Here is a 13753-nt window from a genome sequence, read left to right as displayed (position 1 = left end):
ACCGTGCGTTCCGCCTTGCTGTTCGAATAATCCGAACCGGCGCGCAGCGTGAGCCGCAGCGTCTGCTGCCCGGCCGGAACCTTGAACGCGAGGGTCAGCAGCCCGGCATCGCCATTTATGCCCAGCTCTCCGTCGCTTGCCGTCCGGCTGCCTACAATTCGAACGAACGTTCCGTGATCCTTGTAGCTGACAAAAGGCTGTCCTCCCAGATCGGCATGAGCCTGGACCGACACAAGCTCCGCTTCATCGGGGACATACCCGATATCCAGTACAAAGCCGTACAAGTCGTCCGCCTTTTCCACCGCTATTCGGATAGCCGCCTCTTCGGCATTCAAGCCGCTTCCCGCGACAGCCTCCATCGTAAAGACGGCATCGCTTACCGGACCAGGTTCTTCAGGTTCATTGACGGCGATCGATTCGACCCGAACCTCGTCGATCCACAATTCCGAGTTTCGGTTCATAAAACCGACGGAGCCTCCGGTCACCGAGACGTCCTGCACCGTCTCCAGAACGACGGCATCGTTGATCGAAAGCACAAAGGCGTCTCCCTCTGCCTTGATGGCGTACCGGTTATAGCGGTTAAAATTGAATTCCGGAACCTTATCCGCTATTCGCACAGGCGGGTTCAGCGTCACAAAACCGGTTTCGGTCGTATATTTGACAAAGGCGACTGTGCCCGTCTTGCTGTTGAAATCGAAATAGTAATAAGCCTGCGGATTGGCGAACCGGACCAAAGCCCGCATCTGCTCGCCCGTTCCGCCGCTGGCGCTCCCGCCTGCATATTTCGCCGTAAACTCGAACATGTAGTCGCGAGAGGTCTCATCAAAGTCCTCCCAGGCCGTCGACTTCGCCACCTTGCGCACCGGATTTCCGGATGTCGCCGTACTGCTTCCCTTCATGATCTTTCGGCCATCGTCACTGTCCACCGCATGGGACCAGGAGCCGACCGCTCCCGCGGAATCCCATTTGCTTGTGATGTCGTCTTCAAAGTCGTCGCTGAACCATATTCGTTTGGCGCCAAATACCGTTATTTGCGTGGTGTGGCTGTTGTTGGCAAGCTCGCCTTCCGTCCAATTTGTCGCCCTGACCTCTGCGGTAATCGAATGTTGGCCCACCGTACGCGGCGTCCAGTCAACGGCCGACAGCTCGACCGACTCGCCCTTCGCCAGCGATCCGGTATAAAGAGCGCTGCCGATTTCTTCATCCCCGTCCTTGAATACAACCTCAAAGCCTGCAGCCGGAGAAGCGGCCAGCCCGGCATTGCGCACCGTCGCCTTAAGCTCCGCCCGCCTGTCGACCCCGACGGTTTGCGGCAGCCAGCTAACGCGGCTTACCGTCAGATCCGGACCTTCGGCGGGTACTGTTACTTCCCAGTTGCCAAAATCGTACGCCAATGATTCTCCTCCGTGGCGGATCAGAAGCACCTCGCTTCCAACCTCCTGGCGGAAGTACGGCGATTCGATGAGAGGCCATTCCGTGTAGTCGATGGCCTCGCCGTTAATGATGCGGTCTCCGTTGTATTGGATGCCGATCACATTGCCGGACAATGACGTGTAAACGATAGACGGATTCGCGTTGTCAATGCCGGATGCATCCACTTCCGTTCCGTCCAAAATCGCCTGCGCGAATCTGGAGAGCTGAAGCTGTCTCCGCTCGCCGTCCGGCAAAGCGGCGTCCTCCGCCTCCGAATAGCTGTCCGGGGATGCCGTCTCGACAATGACGCCGTTCTTTAGATGCGCGCTCCGCAGAACCGGAATAGTCAGGGAGCCGATCGCTTCCTCCGTCCACTGGTACGGCTTGAGCGGCTTGACTGCCAGGAGCATGTTGCCGCCGTGCGCGAATATCCAGCCGCTGTCATGCTCGATCTTCTCTTTGAGCGCTGACGGGAACGGTCCATTCACATAAGGGAAAGCGTCTCCCTGTGGAATATTGTATACGGCGACAATCGCGCCTTCGCTCTGCACCACCTGTTCGTACGGGGTACCGCCCGACTGGATGCCGCCCCGCTTCGGATGCGTCATGAAGAAGGTGCTGTAAGGCTCGTCGGACACCCATCTCACCAGCCATCTGCGCAGCTGATCCGACCAGCCTAGCGTGCCGTTGCCGTCAAATTGGCTGGCTACGCCATAATGCTCCGTCATATAGCTGCTCTTCCGGTAGCCGTGCGGATAGTTCAGCTTTGTTGCGGGATGCTGGTCATGGCTTTCTCGATGCAGGTAAGGGGTGCTGCGATCTTCGGCAATCCGGCTCAAAATATCCGGCGCCCTATATTCGGACGCCGCCGCCATGACCGAATACATCCCCTCGGGATAATTCATGTCGTTCTCGCGCAGTGCCGGCCTCTCCTCCCCGCCGAAATAAAGCCAGGCCATCACATTGCCCGCCGCGCCGAGCTTGGGACTTATGCCGTTATAATCCCTCACCGTAGAGGAGATCCAGTACCCGTTCACCCACTCGCCCGCTATATTGGCCAGCATCCACTCCAGTGCCATAGTAGCCTGCCGCTTCAATTCCGCGTCCTCGGAAAATTCATGCAGCATGAGCAAGCATTCCAAATAAAGGGCGGCGTAGGTAGTGGAATCGTATTCCTTCATGCCGTAGGCGACAAAGCGCTTCAGCATTGCGCTTATATCCTGCTTGGCAAAAGCTTTCGTCGCGGCGGCCTTATCCCACTCCGGCCACGTTTGCGCGACCAGAAAACCGGCTGTGCGAAATTTAAGTAAATGATTTTCGGTGCTGCCGTTATTCGAATAGTCGATCGCCAGCAGCCTCTGCTTCACCTTGTTGCGCAGCGCCTCCGGATACAGATGGCCGTACCGCAAATAGGTATCTATGTTGGCCGTGTAATAAAACATGGAAGCTCCGGCCGGATTGTTGTTAATGTCGTCGACAATGGACAACGCCGTCTCTACGTCGATGCCAAGCTCGAACCGGGCTTGCGCGTAGAAGATCGCTTCCTTCACCCATAATGTCCGGTCGGTCTGCTGCGGCTGCTCCGCCGCGAACGTATTCAGAATATAGCTCGCGCGGCGGTCGAACGGCGTTTCTTGTGCGGGCGCCTTATGTTCCCGGACGGCTACATATGCCGTCGCTTCATTGTTTAGCTTGTTGCCTTCTTCGACCTGGCCGTCGAGATCGGCTATCGCCAGCACCGCGTGCGTCCCCGGTTCCGCCGCCCATGCAGCAGTGCCGACAACTGTTACAGATTCACCGGGAGCGAGAACGCCGCTATACTCGCCCGCGCTCGCTATATTTCCGTTCGTATGCGGATCGATCTTGAAGCCGACCTTAAACGACGGCTGTACCGTGGGAGCCGCCCCGCGATTCATCACGGTGGCGCTGAAGGCAACCTCGTCTCCCGGTTTGGGCTTCGCCGGCGACAGTACAATCTCGGACACGATTAGATCGGCAGCTTCCTCCCGGGCCACGGCAACCTGACTGAAATTGGCCTTAACTGCCTTGCCGCGATCCCGTGAGGCGACAACGAGGCCTCCTGCCGATTCATTCGGCAGTGCCAGCTGTCTGCTCGCGAGCGGCGTTCCCCAACTCGCGCCGTCCTCCGATGCGTATGCGCTGAACCTATCGCCGATTCGTTTCAGCCTGACCGCTGCCGGACGCTGCAATTGCCCCAGATCGGCGGACGACCATACGCCACCGCTTCTCATATTCATCTGCAGCTTGCCGTCTGCAAGCAAGCGCAAAGCGATAAAGTCATCCTGCGTGCCGAGGCCGGCCCTGAACATTACGCCGGAGCCGCTGCCGGCGCTCCCGTCCGGCGGCAACTGCAGTGTCGCCTCCAACGTGGCGTCCCCATCGATCATACGATAGACGAACGAGGCCTCGTCTCCGCTCCCCGCCAGATCATATCCGGAGCTTTCCACCGTAAACATCCCGTCGCTGTAATAGGCAGAGCCGGGCGATGCATGGCTGCCGATCTCCGCATAAGCCCATCCATCGGGCAATCCGTATTCCTCCCCCAGTACCTGCATGGGGTAAGCTCTCGACTGTTGCCCGAAGCCTTCGACCGCTGCCAGGACTGTATGGCTGCCGGCTGCGGCCGTCCAGATCTCCGAGGCAACCGGCAGCTTCCAGCCCACCGGCAGAGTAACCTGCCCGGCGGTTCCCGTTACCGTCCGGCCGCCGATATCCAGTTGCAGATTCATGACCCCGCTGTAATCGCCGCTCCCGACATTGGTAATCTGTCCGGTGAACAAGACCGGGTCACCGGCGAAGACGTTTGCCGGCTGCCAGGTCAGACCGGTCACCGCAAGCTCCGGCTGGCCGCCGTCCGGCGTATAGTCGGGATCCTGATAGACCTGCAGCTCCGTCGCTTGAATGCCGTTAGGATTGGAGTTGGAGACTCCGACAAAGCGGATATAGCGCGCTTTGACGGAATCGAACGCCATTTCATGCCGGTTCTTGGGCGCGCGTTCGAAGCGGTAGTCGTTGGGCGGAGACAATACGATGAAATCAGTGCCGTTCAGACTGCCCTCTACCGCGTAATTCAGCGTGCGCGCGCTCCAGTCCGGCCCGAGCGTAATCGCGGCTTTGTTCACCACGTATTCATCCAGCAAATCGATCGTCAAATGGGCCGGCACGGCAGACGACTCCCACTGTGTCGCCGGATCGCCGTCTACCGCCTTGACGGCCGTCCGGCCATCCCCGGTTTTCTCCGAGCTTGCCGTGACCGGCTTGCCATACGCAAGCTCGAGCGGCTCGGCGCTTTGCAATACGGCATTCAAAGTCCCGGCGCTTTGCGGATCGTTCAATGGCTGTTCAGCGCTTTGCGCGGCATCGGATGGTTGACCGGCGTTGTCGGGCACGTCGTATTGCTGCTCGTCTCCGGGCAGATCGCCCGACGCGAAAACAAATTGCGCATGGCCGGGCAGAAGAGTAAGCAGCAGCGCGACTATAAGAAAGCAAGCGGCAAACCTTCTCCATTTCATGGGTAAACCTCCCTTGATTCGATCGATTGCTGCCGGCCGGAGCCGGCAACGTCCATATATTCGTCCTGCTATTGCTTATTTCAAAATGCGCAGCGCCACGTAAGAAATATCTATAATATCGATGACGCCGTCCTTGTTCATATCATACAGCGCGTTATAACCGACTTCGCCCGATCTTCTGCCAAGCGACTTCGCCAATAATACGATGGCATCCGAACTTGGTTCGTTCCCCGTAATGGCCGTCGAATCCGTAACAGCAGCTGTCAAGCTCTTGCCCGCCGCCACGGCGGCCAATACACCCTCGCTGTTCGACAAGCCGGAGCCGGCCGGCAGTCGCCACTGCGACAAACCTTGCTGCAACAGCGCCTTGAAGCGCAGCTTCAGTAGCGGCGCATGGCCGTTTATACCGGATACGGCCCCCGTTCTGCTGGCTACAATTCGTACCTTCCCGTCCTTGGCGGCATGGCTTGCATAACCGCCGGTTTCGCCCGCAAATGGCTCTATCAACTCGACGTCAAGCAGCTCCAGCCGATCGGAATCATACTCGAGCTGCAAGTCAATGCCATACAGATCGTCAGCCTCTTCCGCACTCACAATTACGCCGATTTCCTCGCCGGATTCCACGATATCCCTTTCGGCGGACAGGACAAATCTGGTACCGTCAACCGGAAGCTCGGGCTCAACCGTTCCGGTTACAACCAGCGTAAACCTGTCGTAAAGGGACGGATTTTTGCCGTCTGCAAGACCTCGCGTCCATTGGATGAAGTTATCGCGCCCCATCTGAAAGTCTGCGTCGTTGACGGCGTAGTTCATGGGGAACGAAACGCCCTCGGCAAGCTGCAGATGATGGATCATCGTCCGAGGGAGCTTGATTTCATATCGTGTTTTGCGACTATCCTCATCGCGCACTATCCGAAAATCGAGCAGACTGCTTGCATTCCCGTTCGGATTCGGCGGCCGGGAGAAGAATATGTTGGCCAGATGCTGTCCGTTGTCATGTCTGGCGAAGCCCCACTCCGTATCGTCCGCGTTGTAGGCGGCGGAGCTGTCGCCGAGCGGATCTATGGAGAACTGGAGAGAGTCGTTTTTCCATAAATTCGGCGCATCCTCCGCGTTTTTGTGAATGCTGTCCGTTACATCCACCGCCAAATACAAGTGATCCTCATCCCACATCGCATACGCGGTCGCATCCAGATTGTCCGGATCGTATACGCCCGTATTGTTGCGTTCCACCCCCCGAAGGTGAACGGGATAAGCGCTTGCCCATTCTTCGAAGCTGCCGTCGATGACGACAGTGGACGGCGCCTTCTCGATCAGCAAGAAATCGAGCGGCATGGCCTCGTCCTTGAAAATAGTCAACTGATTGTCCGTATCCGTCACCGTCACGTCCAGGCGGTAGTCGTTGAAATTACGGCTATGCGGGTAATCCCAACGGAAGGCAAGCTCGACCGTCTCGCCCAGGGCCAGATTGGCGAACGTATCCCCGGCGACGGGCTCAAGCGCTTTTCCGTCAGGCCCGGTCAGCACCGTCTTGCCGGTCTTGGCGAACGGAGACGATCCCTTGAGCTGGAGCACGATGCGATCCAGTTCGGCGGCCGGCTTCGTTGCCGGCAATATCCGGGCCGATATGGCATCGCTAACGCGCAGTTCCACCGCCGCTTCGTCCAGCCGCTCTCCCTGGCGCTCCACGGTCACCTTCGGCGTGTAAGTGCCCTTCTGCGCATGTACAGGGATCGGCAGCGGCAGATCGAAGCGGTAGACGCCATGCGGTTCAATGTCGACAGTCTGCAGCGGCGCATCGCCCCAACCGTCCGGCAGATCGAAGGATACGGTCACGGTTTGCGGCTCGTTCGTTTCGTTAGCAACCGTTCCCGTAATCCGGTTGCTGTAGCCCGGCTCGCCGCTCGCTCGGATCGGCGTAACGTTCAGCCATACGCCGGTGTAGAGCGGCTTCTCCGCAGCCGCAATCGCTTCGGCGGCGCCGGCGAGCTCGCGTGCCAGCAGCGCATATCCGTAGCTTTGGGCAAAATCCCCCCGCTCCCGGTTCAACTCGGCCAGACGGCCGTAGCGATTGGCGCGCATGAGCGCCGCGGTCGACACCGCCAGCAGGTGATGCTCTCCCGCTTTTTGCTCGTATGCCGCCTGTGCTTGCTCCAGCGTCGCTTCGTATGGAACCGGCTCCGTAGCTGCCCCGGCTTCGCCGTTCACCTGAACCAGCGCCTTGGCCGCGGCTTCCGCATAATTGTACAGCGCCTCCATCGCGACGAACGCCGGCTCGCGCTGTAGCCGTCCTTGCTCCGCTTGGGCCGCCGCCGCTTTCATCAGCGCGTATATCCCAATCACGCCTTGCTCTAGGTCCGCCGCCTGCGCTTCCGGAGTCTGCGCCTTCATGGCAGCCTCCAGTCCGGCATCGATGCCGTCCAGCGTACCGATTAGCTCTCCCGCAGCCGAGTCGTGGCCGGCAGCTGCGGCAGCCGCCAGCTTCTGCCTCGCTGCAGCATAATACTCCTCCCGCAGCCTGCTTGCGGCTTCGTGCAGCACCTCGCTTCCGGAACCCAGAATATAGATCGGCGACCCCGTCAGCGTTACATTCGCCACGCCTTCCGGCGCGGCAACAATCGAATCGCGTCCGTTCACATCTCGCAGGGTCACCTCGTTTTTGCCAGTATTCACCGCCCACTGCGAGGTAGCGGGCACAGTTGCCGGATTGTCCTTGTGATCGACCGAGCGCCAAGCCGCGATGATCGGCTTGTAATCCTTCATGAACACGTAGGCTCTATTCTTCGTGTCTCCCGTATCGAGAGGGCCGATGTAATCGACCTTGTCGAGCGTCGTCATCATCGTGTTGGCCGCGTTGTAAGCCAGCTTGGGACGGCCGTCCACGTCGGTGACGCCCCAGAAAATTTCGTAATAGTTTTCGTCGGTGCCATCATTCTTGAAATTGTAATATTCCCAGGCGCGCACCTGCGGCATCGTCATATAGATCAGGAAGGCGCGCATAATGTAATCCCGCTGCACCTCCTCGGTTACATTGGGAAAGCCGCCTTTGGCCGTAGGCCACCCGCCCTCCGTCAAATAAAAGTCCTTCCAACCACCATATGGATTGATCATGTCGCCGATTTGGTAGACGAACGATTCGATCGCGCCGTCCGGCATCGCATTATAGACATACGGATGCCAGGAGAACGCATCGGCGTAGTAATACGCGCCCAGATCAAGCTCCGCCGGTAAAACGCTTCTGACGCTGGATGTATGATCGCCGGCGATAAAAGTGGTATCGAAGTTGCCTTTCTTGGCTCCGATATAAGCCCGCTTCCATTGCTGCACAATTTCGTAAGGAATGTAGGGCTTGACGAACAGTTCAGGCTCGTTCGGCGTTTCGAACCGCGTCACTTGGTCTCGATATCGATATACGGTGTCCTGAACGAATCGCTCCGTCAGCTTCAGCCCTTCATAGGACGCCGCTCGGGTCGTATCCTGTACGAAGCCGAGAATCGGAATGCTGTTCAATCCGAAGCTGGCCACCTTGTCCAGATAGGCGTCCGATGCGGCAAAATTGAAGATCGGATTCCCGCCGCCGTCATATTGACCGGTAAACGTCTCCTCCAGGTTGAGCGCGCTGCGGTGATGGCGGGCGCCAGTCTTGCGTACCGCGTCCATCATATCGTCGCGCCAGTTCGTTTTGTAATGCGTATTGAAGCCAAACTTGGATTCCATCTCGAAGTCGATTTCCGGCGTCGGGGGAACTTCACGCACCACCGCCATTCGCATCGTTTTCGCCGCGTTATCCGTCGCTTCGCCGTCGATGGACAGCTCGGTGAACACGTCGTAAGTGCCGATCATTCCCTGCACCGTGTCGAAATACAGCTCCTCGTCCAACGTGCCGTATGCTTCGAGCTCGAAGCTTCGAGAACCGGTCGCGACAAGCGCCTTGTCACCGTCCGCCTTGCGGACTCGATAGCTTACCTCGTATCTGCGGTCCTCGGCTCCGCCTGACAGATGCACCTTCAAGCCCGGCTGCTCCTCCGGACCATAAATGCCTGTATAATTGCCGGCCGGCTCGATATTGTAAATGTGCTGCGGAGCGAGCGGTGCAAGCTCAATGCTGTCGATCATCAGATCGATGCCGTTGACGGTGCCGAACTGAATATAGCCGCTCTCCATCCGCAGCGTGTCGAAATCGTCCACGCCGATGACCCGGTTGCCGTTAATGAAAAGCTCATGAGTAATGCCGGATACGCGAATTTCGTAGTCGATCCAGCGGTTGTCCAGCGCTTCGTTGTATGTTCCAAGGAAGTAATTTCCTCCCAGATCCGTTTTTCGCATGATGAAATAACGCCAATTATGGGTGCCCCATTCCATGGAATAGTTGTTGGCGTCGTTCCGGGCTCGGTAGCGGAGGCGCCACACGTTATAGGACTCGTCGCTCGTGCGCACGTATTTCGCGCGAAACTTGAGCGAGAAGTTATCGACGGCGGCATAGTCGGGATGCGACAGCGTGGCCGTCGGGTTAATCTTGCCCGCTTGCCCGTTTAGCCGGAACACCATATTGCCTTCGGGCAGGCGCACCGCTTTGGCATCCCCTCGAACCGTCCAGCCGCTTGGAACCGCCCCTTCGGAAGCGCTTTCAAAATCGCTTGCATACGGCTCGAAGCCCGGCTCGCCGGTATCCTTCAGCTCCCGTACTTCCACGCGGTCCACCAGCAGGCCGACGTTATTAGAGCGCATGCCGACGGAACCGCGCCCATAGTGAGAGGCGGCGTCCGATGCCGCGATAACCTGTTCTCCGTCCAACTGCAGCGCAAACGCATTGCCTTTGACCGTGATTTTGTATTCGTGCCATTCCGTCGGATTATAGGCGTATACCACGTTGGCCGTCAGATTGCCCTGATAGACCGTTCCCTGCCAGCGGTGAATTTTGAAGGTGGCTTCCCCCGGCTTGTCGGCCGACGTCTGCGCTTCAATGGAGTAGAAATTTCCCGAGGCGTCGCTGCGAACGAAAAATTCGGCGCGCCCGGACGCCAGATTGGAGAACTTTGCCCGAAAGACAGCCTCGTAATCCGTCCAATCCGCTCCTTCCGGAGGAAGCAAAAAGGTTCTGGTATTGTTATGAACGGCGCGCAAATAGGAGATGCCCCCGTCGACCGCCGCCGTCCATTGGGCGGGCACTTCCTTCCATCGGGCGGCAGCGGCTACCGCATCGTCAAACTCTTCGACAAACAGAATGCCGCTGTCCGTCGAAAGGGTGGCGGGCGATGCTGTCCCGTCCGTTGCCCCCGCCGCCCAAGCGGGAGACGCCCCTGTTATTGGAAGCGCTGTTATAACAGTCAATACCGCCAGCATGGCCAGCAATCCGCGCAGCAAGGCCTTGCTTTTCATCTTATAGACCTCCTCGTGTCGCAATTGTTGAATCGAACGCGGACGTATCCTTGCCCGGAACAAGCATTCCCGGCAAGGATCCGCTCCCGCGGGACCTAGAGCCTCCGCTATCCTTTGACCGCAGACAAATTGACGCCGCGTATAATATACTTTTGCAAAAACGCAAACATCAGCAGCGGCGGCACCATCACAATAGTCATAACCGCAAATTTGACGTTGACTTGAATGTTGTTGGATTCGCCCGACAACACATATTTGTAGACGGCCGTTGCAATCGGATATTTGTCAGGACTCGAGATGACGAGCCCGGCCCAGAACCATTCGTTCCAGGACGCCGTAAAACCAAAAATGAGTATCGTTGCAATGATCGGAAAGGACAGCGGCACGGCCATGCCGATAAAACACCGCAGCTCCGAAGCGCCGTCGATACGCGCCGCCTCAAACAGCTCCTTGTGAATGCCGTCGAAGAAGCTCTTCAGAAGCAGAATCCAGAAGGCATTGGCGGCCGACGGCAGCCAGAACGCCCAATACGAGTCAAGCAGCTGCAGCTCCTTCAGGTTCAAATAATTCGGAATCATGTAGGTAGCCGATGGAATGAGCAGCGTACACATAAAAAACAGCGTAAAGCCTTGACGAAACGGAATTTTCAAATGGGAGAGGCTGAATGCCGCGAGTCCGATGCATACGATGGCGAATGCCATGCTGCCGATGTAGATGGCAAACGTATTCAGCATATATCGAACGATGTCGACAAACTGGAAGCCTTCCTTGAAATTTCCGAAAACCCACTCCCTCGGGAGCAGAGTCGGCGGAAACGTATAAATGTCTCCCCTCGTTTTGAACGCGTTAAAGATCGTGACGAGAAACGGGTAAATCATAGAATAGGACAGAAGCGCCAGCACCGCAAGCATGATCGCATAGCCCGCGGCAACCGTCTTTTTCCGGTAGTCGAAATAAGACAATATGCCGCGTTCGCGTACTTTTTCCTTCGCCATCTCAATTGGCCTCCTTGCGCTGCATGGCGTACAGCAGGATGGACAAGGCAGTCAGCGTCGTGAACAGAATGACGCCCATTGCGGAAGCTTTGCCGAACTGGAATGCCCGGAAGGCGTCATTGACCACCATGAGCATATAGGTCAGGGTCGCTTCATTCGGACCTCCGCCCGTCATCGCCAACTGCGGCTCGTAGGACTGGCTGTTCGAGATGAGCTGCATGATCAGCATCAGCACAAAAATCATTCGGATGGACGGAAGTGTAATATGCCGGATGCGCTGCCATACGCCGGCCCCGTCGATCTCCGCCGCTTCGTATAAATCCTTGGGGATGTTCATAACCGCGGCCAAATAAATAAGGGCGGTGGCGCCAAAATGATGCCAGGTGTTCATCAGAACAATGGAGAACATCGCCATCGATTTGTCCGTCAGCCACATGATCGGATCCGCGCCAAACACCGACAAAAATTTGTTGAGCGGCCCGATCGGCTCGAATAGCCATCTCCATACGCCGTACAGCGCCACGGCCGGCACAATGTTAGGCAAATATACGATCAGCCGCGCCGACGCCCTGAACCACCGGAGCTCCGAGATGGCGATCGCCGCCATCGCCGGAACCCAGAATCCCATAATCAGACCGAGAAAGATGTACCACAGCGTATTGCGGATGGCTTTCAGAAAGCTGTCGTCCCGGAAAATGTCGAAATAATTTTGAAGGCCGACAAAGGTATTGCCTTTAATAAAGTTGATTTCAAACAGGCTGTAATACATGCCCATAATAATCGGCTTCCACAGAAATACGCAGAAGATTATCATTTCCGGCAGCAGGAAGAGCAGCCCCCAGAAGTACAGTCTCGATTTGCCGAACTGACGGGATGCAAGGACCGGCCTGCGAGAGACATACTCCGTTTTCATTACAGCTCTACCTTATTCAGAAATTCCGTTTGCAGCTTCTCGGAACCTTCCTTCAGCAGCTTGGCGAGATCCGCCTTTTCATTGCTGAAAATTTCCTGGATAATATTGGTCATGATGGCGTAATAGTCCTGTGCATGGAACGGCGGCTCCGCCTTGGCGTTCTGGTTGAAGACGTTCAGGAATTCCTTGTCAAACTCATAGACCACGCCGGGGTATTCGGCATGCAGCTCCGTCATTTTGACCGCGTATTCGGAATCCAGGCTGTAGTAAGGCATCAGATCGGGCACGTAAACCTGATTTTTCGACTGGCGCTCCTCGATCTTCTTGGCTTCGTTCTCGATGCCGCTCTCCTTGAAATAGTCGTACGTAATGAATTTGAAGGCCATCTCCTGTTGCGCCTCGCTTTGCTGCGGGTTGATAACGAAGAAGTTGCCGCCGGTGATGGCATAGTTCGGCGATCCTTTCTCCATGCTCGGGAGCGGATAGATTTTGGCGTCCTCCACGTTGAAGCCGCCGTCATTAATGCCTGTGTTCAAGGAGTTGTTATGAAAAATGATGCCCAGACGGCCTTGCTTGTACAAATTGGACATATCCGGATTTTCCAGATTCCAGTCGCCCGGCAGCACCTTGTGTTCCCATCGGAGCTGACGGTACAGTTCCAGCACCTTCAGACCCGCGTCGGAGTTGAACGTCGAAGTCACCTTGCCGTCCTTGATCTCCTCCACGAACTCGCCGGCCTGATACATAAAGTTGGTCAGATTCCAACCGGCCGCGTTGCTTTTGGCTGCTACGGCAAAGCCCGCAATGCCCTTCTCCGGTTCGTTAACCGCCTTAGCCGCTTCTATGAGCTCATCCCAAGTCCAGTCGTAGCCCGGCAGCTCGACACCCTTATCGCGGAACAGCTTCGCGTTGATCCCGATGGTCATGACATAGCCGCCCTGCGGGAACGAATAATATTTGCCGTCCACCTTGAATATGTCGAGCAGCTTCTCGTTCAACTGATCCTTGAATTCGTAGTCGTTCAGATACTTCGTAATATCTGCCGCATAACCGTTGTCGGTCAGAATTTTCGCTTCCGTCGCATAGGTGTTGAAATAGGACGGCGCTTCGCCAGCGGCCAGCTTAACGCCAAGCGTCGCCGCTCCGCCGTCGCTGTAATGCCAGTCGCTTTTGGCGATCTCGACATGCGGATACTGCTGCTGGAAACGTTTGATGCGGTCATCCATAGCCAGCCTTTCCACTTCTTGATCCGGCTTTGGATATTGAATCGTAATTTTGACTTTCTCCGGCTCCTTATCTCCCGTCTCGGGAGCAGCCGTTGCCTCGCCTCCCTGGCTCCCGGTATTGCCGCCTTCGTTCTTCCCAGACGTCGATTGGCTGCAGCCTGCCAGCAGCATCGCAATCATCAGCGTCAGGATCATGATGGTCTTGGATGTCTTCATCATTGTGTCTTGCCCCTTTCAAATTCGGCTTTGTCGTTGCTCCGTCATTATAGCCGCATTTGAAAAGCAAGTAGCTTT

The 13753-nt window shown here is 56.9% G+C and carries 5 protein-coding genes; all 5 read right to left on the bottom strand.

The genetic code is table 11. The features are described 5' to 3' along the window. Positions 1–4946: CARDB domain-containing protein (locus ACESLM_RS20845; protein WP_372633800.1), on the bottom strand; the 4946-nt coding region annotated here is incomplete at its 3' end. A gap of 75 nt (positions 4947–5021) precedes the next feature. Next, positions 5022–10325 (bottom strand): 3-keto-alpha-glucoside-1,2-lyase-like domain-containing protein, encoded by a 5304-nt coding sequence (locus ACESLM_RS20840; protein WP_372633798.1) that lies wholly within the window; start codon positions 10323–10325, stop codon positions 5022–5024. A 107-nt stretch (positions 10326–10432) separates the two neighbouring features. Next, on the bottom strand, positions 10433–11320 hold the full coding sequence (locus ACESLM_RS20835; RefSeq protein ID WP_372633795.1) for a carbohydrate ABC transporter permease: 888 nt from the start codon (positions 11318–11320) through the stop codon (positions 10433–10435). 1 nt (position 11321) lies between these two features. Beyond that, positions 11322–12233, bottom strand: coding sequence for a carbohydrate ABC transporter permease (locus tag ACESLM_RS20830; RefSeq protein ID WP_372633792.1), 912 nt, complete (start codon positions 12231–12233; stop codon positions 11322–11324). Then, complete coding sequence (locus tag ACESLM_RS20825; protein WP_372633789.1) at positions 12233–13678, bottom strand: ABC transporter substrate-binding protein; 1446 nt, start codon at positions 13676–13678, stop codon at positions 12233–12235. Before ACESLM_RS20825 ends, ACESLM_RS20830 begins: the two co-directional genes overlap by 1 nt. Positions 13679–13753 lie beyond the last annotated feature (75 nt).

It is taken from the genome of Cohnella sp. (assembly GCF_041641335.1).
Classification (GTDB): Bacteria; Bacillota; Bacilli; order Paenibacillales; family Paenibacillaceae; genus Cohnella.
Note: the sequence above shows the minus strand (reverse complement) of the source record. Positions and strands in the feature narration are given on the sequence as shown.